At 70.6% G+C, this 15,440-nt stretch carries 10 protein-coding genes and 1 other RNA gene; 2 read left to right on the top strand and 9 right to left on the bottom strand.

What is annotated here, in order from left to right:
* Positions 1–99: 99 nt before the first annotated feature.
* On the bottom strand, positions 100–1,386 hold the full coding sequence (locus SK224_RS00540; RefSeq protein WP_234074807.1) for an aspartate kinase: 1,287 nt from the start codon (positions 1,384–1,386) through the stop codon (positions 100–102).
* A 176-nt stretch (positions 1,387–1,562) separates the two neighbouring features.
* Between SK224_RS00540 and SK224_RS00545 the strand changes: the two genes are divergently transcribed.
* Entirely contained in the window at positions 1,563–2,981 is a 1,419-nt protein-coding gene (locus SK224_RS00545) for a threonine/serine ThrE exporter family protein (RefSeq protein ID WP_320432911.1), read from the top strand.
* 10 nt (positions 2,982–2,991) lie between these two features.
* Here the strand turns inward: SK224_RS00545 and recR are convergent, their stop codons facing one another.
* The 8 genes from recR to ffs form a co-directional block, all read right to left on the bottom strand.
* Positions 2,992–3,585, bottom strand: a complete 594-nt coding sequence (recR, locus tag SK224_RS00550) for a recombination mediator RecR (protein ID WP_137417744.1) — start codon at positions 3,583–3,585, stop codon at positions 2,992–2,994.
* Complete coding sequence (locus tag SK224_RS00555) at positions 3,585–5,678, bottom strand: DNA polymerase III subunit gamma and tau (RefSeq protein ID WP_320432912.1); 2,094 nt, start codon at positions 5,676–5,678, stop codon at positions 3,585–3,587. Before SK224_RS00555 ends, recR begins: the two co-directional genes overlap by 1 nt.
* A 63-nt stretch (positions 5,679–5,741) precedes the next feature.
* Complete coding sequence (locus tag SK224_RS00560; protein WP_320432913.1) at positions 5,742–8,267, bottom strand: glycoside hydrolase family 65 protein; 2,526 nt, start codon at positions 8,265–8,267, stop codon at positions 5,742–5,744.
* A 76-nt stretch (positions 8,268–8,343) separates the two neighbouring features.
* Positions 8,344–9,069, bottom strand: coding sequence for a beta-phosphoglucomutase family hydrolase (locus SK224_RS00565; protein WP_320432914.1), 726 nt, complete (start codon positions 9,067–9,069; stop codon positions 8,344–8,346).
* 73 nt (positions 9,070–9,142) lie between these two features.
* Positions 9,143–10,363, bottom strand: a complete 1,221-nt coding sequence (locus SK224_RS00570) for an acetate kinase (RefSeq protein WP_320433772.1) — start codon at positions 10,361–10,363, stop codon at positions 9,143–9,145.
* Positions 10,364–10,365: 2 nt separating this feature from the next.
* Complete coding sequence (gene pta / locus SK224_RS00575) at positions 10,366–12,504, bottom strand: phosphate acetyltransferase (protein ID WP_320432915.1); 2,139 nt, start codon at positions 12,502–12,504, stop codon at positions 10,366–10,368.
* 295 nt (positions 12,505–12,799) lie between these two features.
* Positions 12,800–14,188: a CoA transferase gene (locus SK224_RS00580; RefSeq protein ID WP_320432916.1), complete on the bottom strand. Its 1,389-nt coding sequence runs from the start codon at positions 14,186–14,188 to the stop codon at positions 12,800–12,802.
* A gap of 36 nt (positions 14,189–14,224) precedes the next feature.
* An RNA gene (ffs, locus tag SK224_RS00585) (signal recognition particle sRNA small type) lies at positions 14,225–14,321 on the bottom strand.
* A 110-nt stretch (positions 14,322–14,431) separates the two neighbouring features.
* Between ffs and SK224_RS00590 the strand changes: the two genes are divergently transcribed.
* A complete protein-coding gene (locus SK224_RS00590; RefSeq protein WP_413816745.1) occupies positions 14,432–15,439 on the top strand; it encodes an AAA family ATPase in 1,008 nt (335 codons plus the stop codon).
* The last annotated feature ends 1 nt before the right edge of the window (position 15,440 follow it).

A 15,440-nucleotide genomic window follows, 5' to 3' on the forward strand; every position in this document is an offset into this window, starting at 1 on the left:
ATGTCGCGGGGCGCGCCGCATCCGAGACGGACAGGGCGCGGGGTTGGCCGATTCTATCGTGCGCCCGTGCAGGACGCGGCGCGGAGCCGGGTACCGGGGTCAGCGCCCGCTGCCGGCGTAGACGACAGCGTCGCCCTCGCCGTCGAGGCCGTAGGCCGTGTGCACGACCCGCGCTGCCTCGGCGATGTCGTCGGCACGCAGCACCACCGAGATGCGGATCTCGGAGGTGGAGATCATCTCGATGTTGATGCCCGCCGTGCTCAGCGCCTCGAACAGGGTCGCGCTGACGCCCGAGTTCGTGCGCATACCCGCACCCACGACCGACAGCTTGCCGATCTGGTCGTCGTGCACGAGCGCCTCGAAGCCGACGTCCAGCTGATCGGCGGCCAGCGCCTTCAGCGCGGCCGTCGCATCCGACTTGGGCAGGGTGAAGGAGATGTCGGTGCGGGCCGTGGCTGCGGCCGACACGTTCTGCACGATCATGTCGACGTTGGCGCCGGACTTGGCGACGATCTTGAAGATCTCGGCGGCCTTGCCGGGCACGTCGGGAACACCGATCACGGTGATCTTGGCCTGGCTGAGGTCGGTGGCGACGCCGGCGACGATCGGCTCTTCCATGGCTTCTCCCTCGGGGATGTAGGCGGAACGCTGCTGCGCGTCGAGCACATAGGTGCCCTCGCTGGAACTGAAGGTGGACCGCGCGTGGATGACGACGCCGTGGCGGCGCGCGTACTCGACCGCGCGGATGTACAGCACCTTCGCGCCGTTGGCGGCGAGCTCCAGCATCTCCTCCGTCGAGACGACGGGGAGCTTCCTGGCGCGCGGGACGACCCGCGGGTCGGCGGTGAAGATGCCGTCGACGTCGCTGTAGATCTCGCAGACGTCGGCGCCCAGGGCGGCTGCCAGCGCAACGGCCGTGGTGTCGGAGCCGCCGCGGCCGAGGGTCGTGATGTCGCGGGTGTCGCGGTTGAAGCCCTGGAAGCCGGCGACGATGACGATCGCGCCTTCGTCCAGCGCCTCGCGCAGGCGCACGGGGGTCACATCGACGATGCGGGCCGCACCGTGCTTCGCGTCGGTGATCATGCCGGCCTGGCTGCCGGTGAAGGAGCGCGCCTCGAAGCCCATCGAGTGGATCGCCATGGCCAGCAGCGCCATCGAGATGCGCTCGCCGGAGGAGAGAAGCATGTCGAGTTCGCGCGGCGCGGGGATCGGCGCAACCTCGTTCGCCAGATCGAGGAGCTCGTCGGTCGTGTCGCCCATCGCGCTGACGGCCACGACGACGTCGTGGCCGGCGCGACGGGTGTCGACGATGCGCTTCGCGACGCGCTTGATGCTCTCGGCGTCGGCGACCGACGACCCGCCGTACTTCTGGACGATCAACGCCACTGTGCTGCTCCCGGGGATGCGCCGTGTCCGGCGCGACGACGATGGAACGCTCGGATGCGGCGTCCAACGCTCCATCTTAGGCAGCCCGGCATTCCGTCCCCGCCATGTGACGGCGCTCTCGGACCTCGCCGGTTACGCTCGAGAGGACACCGCCGACACGGAGGCCGACGCACTCGATGTCCCCCCGCCCCGCCCTGCCGAGGTTCTTCAGGCCCGCGCGCCGACGTGTGGAACCGCCCGCCGACACGACGGACCTCCTGCCCGTCGTCGACGACGCCCTCAGCGTCCGCATCCTGGATCTCGCGGTCCGGCTGGGCGAGACGATGCTCGTCGCCGGCGCTCCGGCGAGCGAGGTCACCCTGACGATCGTGCGCGTGTGCGAGGTCTACGGCCTCACACCGGTGCACGTCGACGTCACGTACAACTCGATCACCGCGGCCTACCATCGCTCGGGCGCCGCCCGCCCCGTCACGCTCCTGCGCGTCGTGCGCGGCAGCACCCCCGACCACGACCGCCTGATGCGGCTGCAGGCTCTCGTCGCCGACATCTCCGCCGGGATGGGTCTCGATGATGCGCAGACGGCGGCGCGCCGCATCCGCCGTGCCCCCTTCCGCTATCCACCCGCCGCGGTCATCACAGCCCAGGGCGCACTCGCCGTCGGCGTGGCGGTCATGTTCGGCGCGAACTGGCTGCTCATCGCACTCGCGTTCACGGGGGCGGCCTGCGCCGCCCTCACACAGTTCGCCCTCGCGAAGGCGCGCGTGCCGTACTTCTTCAGCCAGGTCGCCGGCGCCTTCGTGCTCACGGTCATCGCGGCGATGAGCCGTTTCCTCGCGGTGCTCGGCGTCCCCGGCGCGGACGATATCCGCCCTTCGGTCATCGTGGCCGCCGGCATCGTGCTCATGCTCGCCGGTCTCACCGTGGTCGGAGCCGCGCAGGACGCGATCGACGGCTTCGCCCTGACGGCCACCGGCCGCATCCTGGAGCTCGTCACACAGACGATCGGCGTGGTGATCGGCATCCTCGCGGGACTCGAGACCGTGCGGGTGATGGGGCTTGCGATGGAGCCGCCCGACACGGCTCTGCCGCTCGGGCCGCCGGTCATGCAGTTCGTCGGCGCATCGATCATCGCGATCGCGGTCGCCGTCTTCAACGGCGCCGGCGGGCGAGTGGTCGCCGTGAGCGCGCTGCTCAGCCTGGTCGCGTGGGGCGGTTACACGATCGCTGCGGCAGCGGGACTGGAGGTCGCCGCGGCAAGCGGTATCGGAGCCTTCGTGGCGAGCTTCGTGGGCATCGTGATCGCCTTCCGCCTCCACGTTCCGTCCGTGGCGGTGACGACCGCCGCGATCCTGCCGATGGTGCCGGGTGCCGCGGTGTTCCGTGGGCTTCTCGGCGTCGTCGAGTCCGCGGGCGACACGGCGGTGATGATGACCGGGTTCGCGACGCTCGTGAACGCGGCCGTCATCGGGATCAGCCTCGCCGTCGGCGCCTCGCTCGGCCTGTACCTCGGGCAGCCCCTGCGGGCGTCGCTGTCGGGTGTGACCCGCTCGCGCGCGAAGCTGCGACGCTACGACGGGCCGGGGCGCGGCCACTGAGCCCGCTCGCTCAGATCGCGCGGCGGCCTTCGAAGGCCCGCCCGAGCGTCACCTCGTCGGCGTACTCCAGGTCGCCGCCGACCGGCAGGCCGGAGGCGAGCCGGGTCACGCGGATCGACAGCGTCGTGAGCAGACGGCTCAGATAGGTCGCTGTCGCCTCGCCCTCCAGGTTCGGGTTGGTGGCGAGGATCACCTCCTGCACGGTTCCGTCGGCGAGGCGCTGCATGAGCTGCGTGATGCGCAGGTCGTCGGGCCCGACGCCCGCGATCGGGCTGATCGCGCCGCCGAGCACGTGGTAGAGCCCGCGGAACTCACGGGTGCGCTCGATCGCCGCCACATCCTTCGCGTCTTCGACCACGCAGATGAGGGTCTCGTTGCGTCGCGGGTCCCGGCAGATCGCGCACCGGTCCTGCTCCGACACGTTGCCGCAGATCTCGCAGAAGCGCACCTTCTCGCGCACCTCGACGAGGAGCTGGGCGAGCTGGGAGACATCGAAGTTCGGCGTCTGCAGGATGTGGAACGTGATCCGCTGCGCGGACTTCGGACCGATCCCGGGCAGACGGCCGAACTCGTCGATCAGGTTCTGGACGATGCCGTCGTACATCAGGAGAACCTCGTCGGCTGCTGGTAGGGCTCTTCACGCACGAAGCGCGCGTCGAGGACTTGGCGCACCACCGCTTCGCCGTAGCGCTGGATGCCGTCGGTCGGCGCGGGGCGCACGGGCGCCGGCGGCGGGACGACGGGCGGGATGGCCGCCACATCCGTCGGATACATCTCTTCGTCGGCGGGATCGACCGGCTCGTCGGGGTCGAACGAGGTCGCCACCTCGGCCGCGGGCAGCACGGCGCCCTCGGGCGGTGCCACGGTCAGCGTGCGCGTCGCAGACGCCTGGGCGTCTTCGGGCTCCTCGTCGACGGCCAGCTGGGCGACGGGCGCCGCGGGTGCGTCTCCCGCATCCGAGGTCGGGATCGGCGCGACGGCCCACTCGGTGACCGGAGCCGCGGAGGACGCACGAGCAGGACCCGGACGCTCGGCCGTCGGAGCGGACGGTTCGGCACGGGGTGGGGCGGGGGGCGCTGCGGGAGCCGCGGGCGGGGGCGGGGTCGGGTCGGTGTCCTGGTCGTGGCGCGCGATGTACTTGACCCGAATGCCGAGCACGCCCTGGATCGCCTGACGCAGGTCTTCGCTGGGCCCGGCGCCGGCCGTGCGCTTCTTGAACGCGGCGATGTCGCTCTGGCTGCGGAAGCTGAGTGTGAGGATGTCGCCCTCGAGCGCGGCGACGCGAGCAGCCGTCGCGATCAGCCACGAGCTGCGGCTGATGGTCTCCAGACGGCCGAGAACCTCCGGCCATGCGTCACGCAACCGCTGCACCGTGACAGGGCCTGCCGGGATCTCGCGCGCGGACGCGGCCTGCGCCGCCGGCTCGGCGGAGGGCGCGGAGGGGGCATCGGCGGAGGGGGCGGACGCGGGCTCCGCGACCGGGACGGGAGCCGGCGGAACCGGCACGGCCGCAGCCTCGGCCGCACGGGGGGCGACGGCCGGGGCTGCCGGAGCCGGACGCGCCGCCGCGGGAGCAGCGGGAGCCGAGCCGACGGTGGGAGCGTTCGCGAGCACCCGGGCGACCATGAGCTCCAGCTGAAGGCGCGGCGACGTGGCTCCCGACATCTCGTCGAGGGCGGCCACGACGATGTCGGCGGTGCGCGACAGGCGCGCCGTTCCGATGATCTCGGCCTGACGCGACATGCGCTCGAGCTCGTCGGCCGGGATGCCGCGCAGCACGGCGGACGCGCCCGCGCCGGTGGCGGCGATGACGATGAGATCGCGAAGACGCTCGAGCAGGTCTTCGACGAAACGCCGCGGGTCCTGCCCGGTCTGGACGACCCGGTCGACGGCGGCGAAGGCGGAGGCGGCATCGAGATCGCCGAAGGCGGTGACGACCTCGTCGAGCAGCTCGGCGTGCGTGTAGCCCAGGAGGGCGACCGCACGCTCGTAGCCGATCGCCGCGTTCTCGGAGCCGGCGATGAGCTGGTCGAGCAGCGACAGAGTGTCTCGCGGCGACCCGCCGCCCGCGCGCACGACCAGCGGCAGCACCCCGGGCTCGACCGAGACGCCCTCGGTCTCGCACATCTGCTGCACGTACTCGAGCATCGCGGCGGGCGGCACGAGGCGGAAGGGATAGTGGTGGGTGCGCGAGCGGATGGTGCCGATGACCTTCTCGGGCTCGGTCGTGGCGAAGATGAATTTGACGTGCGCGGGGGGCTCCTCGACGAGCTTCAGCAGGGCGTTGAACCCCTGCGGGGTGACCATGTGCGCTTCGTCGAGGATGAAGATCTTGAACCGGTCACGGGCCGGGGCGAAGATCGCGCGCTCGCGGAGATCGCGCGCGTCGTCGACACCGTTGTGGCTGGCCGCGTCGATCTCGACGACGTCGAGGGAACCGCCGCCGCCGCGGCCCAGCTCGACACAGCTGTCGCACGTGCCGCACGGGGTGTCGGTGGGACCTTCGGCGCAGTTCAGGCAGCGCGCGAGGATGCGGGCGCTCGTCGTCTTGCCACAGCCGCGCGGGCCGGAGAAGAGGTAGGCGTGGCCGATGCGGTCGCCGCGCAGGGCCGTCATGAGCGGATCGGTCACCTGGGACTGCCCGATCATCTCGCCGAACGCCTCGGGACGGTAACGGCGGTAGAGGGCTGTGGTCACCCCAGTAGCCTACGGCGTGCCACCGACGTGGCGGGGGGGGGGTTCGCCCCCCGCGACGTCGGGTCAGGCATCGAAGTGCGCCTCGTTCTCGCCGATGAGGGTCGGCCCGGTCACGACGGGAAGCGAAGCGGTGAGCGTGGGCACGGATGCGGACAGCAGCGTGCCGTCCTCGCGCCTGACATCGGCGAACATCTGCAGCGTGGGCCGCCCCGCGCGCACGGGGCCCTGCGTGGGCAGCGGCACGACGAGCTCCTCATCGGGGGAGATCGTGTAGGCGACACCGCGCACGGAGAAGGCGACGTCCTCTCCCCCGGCGCGGTTGCGCACGATCATCTCGTCACGACGCAGCGTGATGTCCAGGTGCGACGCGTGCCACGTGAGCGCGTACGAGAGCTCGGGCCACGCGGCGGGCAGCCGCGGATCGAACGTGAGCTCGCCGTAGTGATCGCGCATCCCGCCGAAACCGGAGACCAGCGACGCCCACACGCCGCCCGCGGAGGCGACGTGCACGCCGTCCGCCGCGTTGTTGTGGAGGTCGGCGAGGTCGACGAAGATCGAGTCCAGGAAGTACTCCAGTGCGAGGTCCTGATAGCCGACCTCCGCCGCCAGGATCGACTGCACGACGCCCGAGAGGGTCGAGTCACCGGTGGTCAGCGGGTCGTAGTACTGGAAGTCGGCGAGCTTCTCGGCCTCGGTGAAGTGGTTGCCCTGCAGGAACAGCGCGAGCACCACATCCGCCTGCTTCAGCACCTGGTAGCGGTAGATCACGAGCGGGTGGAAGTGCAGCAGCAGCGGGCGCTGCTCGTCCGGAGTGTTCTCCAGGTCCCACACCTCGCGCTCGAGGAACACGGCGTCCTGAGGATGGATGCCGAGCGCCGGACTGAAGGGGATGTGCATCGCATCGGCCGCCTTCTCCCAGATCTCCGGCTCGTCCGGATCCAATCCCAGCCTGTCGGCCATGAGACGGTACGCCTCAGGAGCGGCAAGCTCCATCTCGCGCACCGTGCGGGCGGCGAAGCGCAGGTTGAATCGCGCCATGACGTTCGTGAAGAGGTTGTCGTTGACGACCGTCGTGTACTCGTCGGGACCGGTGACCCCATGGATGTGGAACGAGTCCGCACCGTCGACCTCGTCGCGCCAGAACCCGAGCGAGTTCCACAGCCGCGCGGTCTCGACCGCGATGTCGACAGCCTCGCGGTAGAGGAAGTCGACGTCGCCGGTGGCGCGCACGTACTTGGCGAGCGCGAAACTCACGTCGGCGTTGATGTGGTACTGCGCGGTTCCTGCGGCGTAGTAGGCCGAAGCCTCCTCGCCGTTGATCGTGCGCCACGGGAACAACGCCCCCGCCTCGTTGAGCTGGAAGGCCCGGCGGCGCGCGTCTGGGAGCATGTGCACCCGCATCCGCAGGGCGTTGCGCGCCCAGTGCGGGCTCGTGTACGTGAGGAAGGGCAGCACGTACACCTCGGTGTCCCAGAAGTAGTGCCCGCTGTATCCCGAGCCCGAGACGCCCTTGGCGGGCACGCCCAGACCGTCGGCACGGGCCGCCGCCTGCGCGAGCTGGAAGAGGCACCAGCGCGTGGCCTGCTGCAGGTCGTCGTGTCCGGCGATGCGCACGTCCGAGCGGTCCCAGAAGGCCTCGAGCCACGCGCGCTGCACGGCGTACTGCTTCGCCACGCCCTCCTGGAGGGCGCGGTCGAGCGTGCGGCGGCACCGGTCGACGAGCTCGGCCGCGGGCACCCCTCGCGAGGTGTGGTAGCTCACGAGCTTCGTGACCTTCACGGGGACCCCGGCCTTCGCCTGCACGCGGAACACGTTCTTGGCGATGTCGGGCTGGATGAGCGTGCGCGCGGTGTACTCGTTCGCGGTCTCGACGATGTGGTCGGCGGCGACGGCGAGCGTCATCTCGGAGTGCGTCACCTTGTAGCTGAGCACGGAGCGCGCGCCGTCCTGCCAGAACTCCTGCGGCTGCAGCACCCGCTCCTCGATGCGCTCGGCGCGGCGCGGGTCGAAGCCGGCCTTGAGCTTGCTCGCCGGCCGACCGCCGTACACGTCCTCGCCGTCCTGGCGGTTCACGAGCTGGCAGCTGATGGTCACGGGGGCGTCGGCGTTGAGCACGGTCACCTCGATGCTCATCAGCGCGAGGTGCTTCTCCTCGAACGAGACCATGCGCTCGAAGTCGATGCGCACCTCCTTGCCGGAGGGCGTGCGCCAGAGCAGGTGGCGGCGCAGGACCCCGTCGCGCAGGTCGAGGATGCGCTCGTACTCGAGGATCTCGGCGAGATCGAACGAGAGCGGTTCGTCGTCGACGTAGACGCGCATGATCTTGGCATCGGGGGCATTGATGATCGTCTGGCCGACTTCGGCGAACCCGTAGGCCTGCTCGGCGTGACGGATCGGGAACACCTCGTGGAAGCCATTGATGAAGGTGCCCTGCTCGTGGCCGAAGCGCCCTTCCGGCTGGTTCCCCCGCAGCCCCAGATATCCGTTGCCCACGGTGAACAGCGTCTCGGTGACGCCCGCCTCGTCGATGTCGAACGAACGCTCGACGAGTCGCCACGGGTCGACCGGGAAACGGTCTCTATCGATCATGAACATGCCTTCCGCCGATGACACGGCCGGGGATTCGGGTGAGGAAGATGCGATCGGGTATCGCGACAGAACCGGCTCAGTCTACGAAGGCGGCGAGGTCGTCGACGACCACATCCGCGCCGGCGGCGCGCAGCGCCTCGGCGCCGACGCCGCGATCGACGCCCACGACCAGGGCGAAGCCCGCGGCCTGAGCGGATGCGGCACCGCTCAGCGCGTCTTCGACGGCGGCGCTGCGCGCGGGATCGACTCCGAGCATCCGCGCGCCGCCGAGGAACACGTCGGGTGCAGGCTTGGACGCGAGGTTCTCGCGCTCGGCGACCACGCCGTCCATCACGACGGCGAACCGGTCGCGGATGCCGGCGGCGGCGAGCACCTCTTCCGCGTTCTTCGAGCTGGAGACCACGGCGACGGGCACGCCGCGCTCGCGGAGCTGGTCGACCAGGTGCAACGAGCCGGGGTAGGGCGCGATCCCCTCGCTGCGCAGCACCCTGGCGAAGACCTCGTTCTTGCGGTTGCCGATGCCGCAGACCGTGTCCGCCGACGGATCGTCGTCGGGCTCACCCCAGGGCACCTCGACGTCGCGCGAGCGCAGCAGGCTCGCGACGCCGTCGTAGCGCTTCTTGCCGTCCAGGTGCAGGAAGTAGTCCTGCTCGGTGTAGGGCGGGGTGATGCCCCACGCGGCGAACAGCTCCTCGAACATCGTCTGCCAGGCGTGCATGTGCACCTCGGCCGTCGGGGTGAGCACCCCGTCGAGGTCGAAGAGCACCGCGTCGTAGGAAGACAGATCGGGCAGGTCGGTCACGAAGCCTCCAAGATTGCGCTCGACCGGGCGCACCCAGCGTAGTCGCGGCAGGTTACGCGTCGGTGTCGCGGACTCAGGCGACGCGGGCGACGGCCAGTGCCTGCCGCGCGATCTCCAGCTCCTCGTTCGTCGGCACCACGAGAACGGTCACCGACGAGTCCGGGGTGGAGATCGTGCGGATGCCCTTGCGTCGCTCCTCGTTGGCGGCCGCATCCAGCTCGACGCCGAGGAAACCGAGCGTCTCCAGGGCCGCGGCGCGGATGAGGGGCGAGTTCTCGCCGACGCCCGCCGTGAAGGAGATCACGTCGACGCCGCCGAGCTGGGCGATGTAGGAACCGATGTAGGCACGAAGGCGGTGGATGTACACGTCGAAGGCGAGCGACGCGGGACCGTCGCCGGCCTCCCGGCGGTCCTCGATGTCGCGCATGTCCGACACGCCGGCGAGCCCCAGCATCCCGCTGCTCTTGTTCAGGAATGCGTCGAGCTCCGCCGGAGACATCTCTTCGCGTCGCGCCAGCACGAGCAGGATCGAGGGGTCCAGGTCTCCCGAGCGGGTGCCCATCACGAGCCCCTCGAGCGGGGTGAGACCCATCGACGTCTCGACCGAGTGTCCTCCGTCGATGGCGGTGATGGATGCGCCGTTGCCGAGGTGGAGCACGATCTGCTTGAGACTGCGCAGCGGTCGGTCGAGGTACGCGGCGACGGACTCCGAGACGAACTTGTGGCTCGTGCCGTGGAACCCGTACCGGCGGATGCGGTGCTTGCGGGCGATGGCGCGATCGATGGCGTACGTGTAGGCAGCCGGCGGCAGTGTCTGGTGGAAGGCGGTGTCGAAGACGGCGACGTGGGGCAGGTCGCCGAAGGCCGCACGCGCCGCACGGATCCCCTGCACGGCGCCGGGGTTGTGCAATGGGGCCAGCACCGAGAGCTCATCGATGTTGATCTCGACGAGGTCGGTGATGAGCGTCGGCTGGAAGAAGCGCGCACCGCCCTGGACGACCCGGTGCCCGACGGCGACCGGGGCGTTCTCGATCAGCGACGGACCGTGCTCGGCGAAGGCGTCGAGCATCACCTGGAAGCCGACGGCGTGGTCGGGGATCGGCAGCTCCTGCGTGTAGGTCGCATCGACCGCCGCCGCCCCCACACCCGTGAAGTGCACCTTGTGGCTGGCCGCTCCCATGCCTTCGCCGATGCGCTCCACGAGCCCGGACGCCAGCGCCGTCTCGGTCTCGACGTCCAGCAGCTGGTACTTGAACGAGGACGAGCCACTGTTGATGACGAGAACGACGCTCACGTTCATGCCTTCCCTTCGGATGCGGGCGCATCGCCCTGAGCCTGGATCGCGGTGATCGCGATGGTGTTGACGATGTCCTCGACCAGCGCGCCGCGCGACAGGTCGTTGATGGGCTTGTTCAGACCCTGCAGGACGGGGCCGATCGCGATCGCCCCGGCCGAGCGCTGCACGGCCTTGTAGGTGTTGTTGCCGGTGTTGAGGTCTGGGAAGACGAAGACCGTGGCGCGGCCCGCGACGGGCGAGCCCGGCATCTTCTTCGAGGCGACGGCGGCGTCCGCCGCCGCGTCGTACTGGATGGGTCCCTCCACGGGAAGCTCGGGCGCCCGCTCGCGCACGATCACGGTCGCCTCGCGCACCTTCTCCACATCCGCTCCCGACCCCGACTCGCCGGTCGAGTAGGACAGCATCGCGACGCGCGGCTCGATGCCGAAGCGGTCGGCGGTCTCGGCCGAGGAGACGGCGATGTCGGCCAGCTGCGGCGCCGTCGGGTCGGGGATGACCGCGCAGTCGCCGTAGACCAGCACGCGATCGGCGAGCGCCATGAGGAAGACGCTGGAGACGACGCCGACGCCCGGACGCGTCTTGATGATCTCGAAAGCGGGACGGATGGTGTGGGCCGTCGTGTGAGCGGCGCCCGAGACCATGCCGTCGGCGAGGCCGAGATGCACCATGAGCGTGCCGAAGTACGAGACGTCGGTGACGGTGTCGGCGGCGCGCGCCATCGTCATCCCCTTGTGCTCGCGAAGACGCGTGTACTCCTCGGCGAACTTCTGCACCAGGACGGGATCGAACGGGCTGATGACCTGGGCCGCGGCGATGTCGATACCGAGTTCCAGAGCGCGCGAGCGGACCTCGACCTCCTCGCCCAGGATGATGAGGTCGGCGATGCCGCGGGCGAGGACGGTGGCGGCGGCGCGCAGCACCCGGTCGTCGTCGCCCTCCGGCAGCACGATGCGGCGGCGGTTCGAGCGCGCCCGTTCGACGAGCCCGTACTCGAACATGAGGGGGGTGACGACGGTGGGCTTGGCCAGGCCCAGCAGACGCGTCAGCTCGGCGCCGTCGACGTGCCGCTCGAACAGCGAGAGCGCCGTGTCGTAGGAGCGCTGCGAGTCGGCGGCCAGCCGGCCGCGGGTGTTCATGATGCGCACAGATGTGTCGTAGGTGTCGCGGTCGGTCGCGATGATCGGCAGCCGCGACCCGAGGCCGTCGATCAGGCGATCGATGTCGGCCGGCAGCGGGAACGGACCGTTGAGCACGATCGCCGACAGCGACGGGAACGTGCCGGAGGCGTGCGCGAGCAGGGTCGCGAGCAGCACCTCGGTGCGGTCGGCGGGGATGACCACGACGGCCCCGTCGCTCAGCCGCGGGAGCACGTTGGCGGGGCTCATGGCCGCGACGATCACGCCGAGCACCTCGCGGGTCAGCAGTTCCTCGTCACCCTTCACGAGCTCTCCATCGACGGAGCGCATGACGCCGCGGACGGTCGGGGCCACCAGGAAGCGGTCCTCGGGAAGGGCCCACACAGGCACCTCGATACCGGCGGGGACGATGTCGCGGACGGCCTCGATGGTCTCGTCCAGCATCGCGGGGTCGACGCGCGTGGCGACCACGGCGAACAGCTCCGCGCGGGCCTGGCGCAGCTCGCCGACCGAGAGCTTCGCGATCTGGGCGATGTCGGCGGGCGTGCGCGGATCGCTCGTACCGAGCTGCTCGCTCTGGCCCTGCTGGGCGCGACCGCCGACGACCAGCAGCACGGGGGCGCCGAGGTTCGCGGCGATGCGGGCGTTGTAGCCGAGTTCGGCGGGGCTGCCCACATCCGTGTAGTCGCTGCCCAGGATGACGACCGCGTCGCACTGCGCCTCGACGGTCTTGTACCGCTCCACGATGCGCGCGAGGGCCGCATCCGGGTCGGCGTGCATGTCGTCGTAGCCGACGCCGATGCAGTCGTCGTAGGCGAGGTCTACGCCGTCGTGATCGAGCAGCATCTCGAGCACGTAGTCGCGCTCCGTCGTCGAACGGGCGATGGGACGGAAGACGCCCACGCGCGCGGTCGCATGGCTGAGCGCTTCGAGCACTCCCAATGCGATCGTGGACTTTCCCGAATGACCTTCCGCGGACGTGATGAGGATGCTCTGAGCCACCCGATCAGCCTAGGCGCGCCTCATGTGAGGAGCCAGATGAGGCGTCCGTGAATAAAATCCGCTCCCCCGGCAGCCCCTCTCCCCGCCTCCCATCCCGCTCACGTATCCACCCTCCGGCCCTCACTTCCCGCGAAACAGCATTTCCGCCACGAGATCACGGGTAAGGACCTTGATCTCGTGCGGGATATGGGCCCACGCGCCCAGAGGCTCCGAGTCCGCGCAGCGGGCGTGGAGAGGGCGTGGGGACAGTCTCGCGGGGAAGAGGGCGGATGCCGGGACGGGAATGAGGGGCGGTTCACAGCCAGGCGGGCGGGTCGCCGCCGAGGCGAGTGGCCACATGGTCGAAGCGCAGGGTCGTCTCGCCCACCCGGAATGGGGGCGGCGCGAGCAGGAGCGCACCGTCGTGCGTCTCGATCCGTTGTTCCGCACCGAACACGGAATCGGCGCCGCCGGCGGAGGCGGAGGCGGCGCCCTCCCTCGTGAGCGTCGTGAGCGCATGGGCGGTACGGGCGAGCGACAGTCGCCACGTGCTGCCACGCCCCGAGACCTGACGGCGGGTGATTCCGGCGACGGCAGCGGCGGCCGCGAGGTACCCCGTCGTCCAGTCGAGGGCCTGCACGGGCAACGAGACAGGCGTCGCCGTATCCGCGCGCCGCCTGCCGATGTCTGCGATGCCGGTCGAGAACTGCACGAGCGAATCGAATCCGCGTCGACCGGCCCAGGGTCCGCTCCATCCGTACGCGCGGACCCCGACCTCGACGAGTCCGGGGCGCAGGCGCCGGCGTTCGCCCTCACCCAGCCCCAGATGGTCGATAGCCCCCGCGCGGTAGCCGTGCACGAGCACGTCGGCGGCAGCCAGCAGGTCGGCGAGCGTGCGCCGCCCGGCGGGAGTGGTCGCGTCCAGGCGGGCGGAGCGTTTGCCCGCCATGACGTACGGCAGTACGGCGGGCTCGTCCCACGTGTCGGGGTCGATGCGGAGCACGTCGGCACCGAGGCCTGCCAGCACCTGCGTGGCGGCGGGCCCCGCGATGACGCGGGTCAGATCCAGCACTCTCAGTCCCGCGAGGGGTCTGGCCGGCTCGGGATGCCACATCGAACCCGCGCGCGCCGGGCCCGTGTCCGTGCGGGCGATCAGGGGCTCCGCAGCGACGGCGGAGCCGGGCACGGACCGCATCCACTCCGCCGGGCTGCGAAACGCTGCCGCCGCACCGCCCGCCGCGACGATCGCCGACTCGAGCTCGTCCGCGCCGCGGGAGGCGATCGCGGCGGACAGCTCCTCGACGGTCTGCGGGTCGGACAGCGCCAGTGCGACCAGAAGGGCCGCCCGATGGTGCGGCGCGTTGGCGTGCGTGCGGATCCACGACCCGTCGGCCGTGGGGAAAGCCCCCGAGAAGGGATCCCATGGCGAGGGGAACGACCCCTGCGCGGGTCGGATGTGACGGCCGAGCCACGTGTCGACGAGCGCGCGATCCACGCGCGCCTCGAGACCGGGCTCGCCAGAAGTTCGCCGCAGCAGCGCATCGACGGCCGCGGCGAGCGCGCTCATCGCCGTCGTTGCGAGGGCCGAGACCCGCAGGGCGCCGTCGAGGTCCGCTGCCCCGCTCACCCGGACGTCGCCCGGGACGCCGTCGCCCGCGACGCCGAGGATGCGGCTGAGCTCATCCTGCAGGGTGTCCCGGTGCACGGCGCCACCCTACGCTCGCGACACATCGACGGGAAAAGAAAAGACTCTCCGCGAACCCGGCAGAGCCTGGTTACCCTTGCTACGTTTCCGTCCTGGGGGAGTTGGCCTGGATGCCGCCTCGCGGAGAGCTGTCACAAGTCTAACCCAGCCCGCATGCGCTCGCTCACGGCGAATACCCCGCCCCATGCTCCGCGGCGCACGTTACGATCGGGACACGATCGCGCCGACGGGAAGGCATCCGGCATGACCGATACCGCACGAGTCCTCACCGACGAGGTCGATTCCGCGATGGACGCCGAGCGGTTCACCCGCTTGACGCGCGCGATCGGCAAGAGCGTCGCCACCGTCATCGACGGCAAGCCCGATGCGGTGCGGAGCGCGCTCGTGGCGCTGCTCGCCGAGGGCCATCTGCTCATCGAGGACGTTCCCGGCGTCGGAAAGACGATGCTCGCGCGTGCGCTGGCGGCATCCGTGGACGCGACCGTACGCCGCATACAGTTCACTCCGGATCTGCTTCCCGGCGACGTCACGGGCGTGTCGGTGTTCGATCCCGTCGCCCGCGAGTTCGAGTTCAAGCGCGGCGCGGTGTTCGCGCACATCGTCATCGCCGACGAGATCAACCGTTCCTCCCCCAAGACGCAGTCCGCGCTGCTCGAGGCGATGGAGGAGCGCCAGGTGACGGTCGACGGCGAAGCGCACCACCTCCCGGATCCGTTCCTCGTGGTCGCGACGCAGAACCCTCTCGACATGGAGGGCACGTATGCACTGCCGGAGGCGCAGCGCGACCGCTTCATGATGCGCATCTCCATGGGGTACCCGGATGCGGCCGCAGAGGCGCTCATGCTCCGCCAGCGCGAGACCGAGAACCCGCTGTCCCATCTCCGCCCCGTCGTGCACGCGGACCAGGTGCTGGAGCTCATCGCCTGGGCCCGACGCATCCACGTCGCGCCCGCCATCGAGGAGTACGCCGTGGCGCTGGCCCAGGCCACGCGCACGCATCCGGAGGTGCGCCTCGGGGCGAGCCCCCGGGCGACCCTCCAGCTGGTGCGGGCCGCGAAAGTGTGGGCGGCTCTCGAGGGGCGCGCGTTCGTCATCCCCGACGACATCGCGGCGCTCGTCGTGCCCGTCTTCGCGCACCGGATCATCGCGACGCGCTCCTCCAGCACCCGCGGCTCGGACTCACACTCGGTACCGAAGATCCTGGAGCGGATCATCGACAGCGTCCGCGTTCCCCTCGCCGCACGCGCCTGAA

Source organism: Microbacterium sp. BG28, assembly GCF_034044005.1.
In the GTDB taxonomy this organism is placed as follows: Bacteria; Actinomycetota; Actinomycetes; order Actinomycetales; family Microbacteriaceae; genus Microbacterium.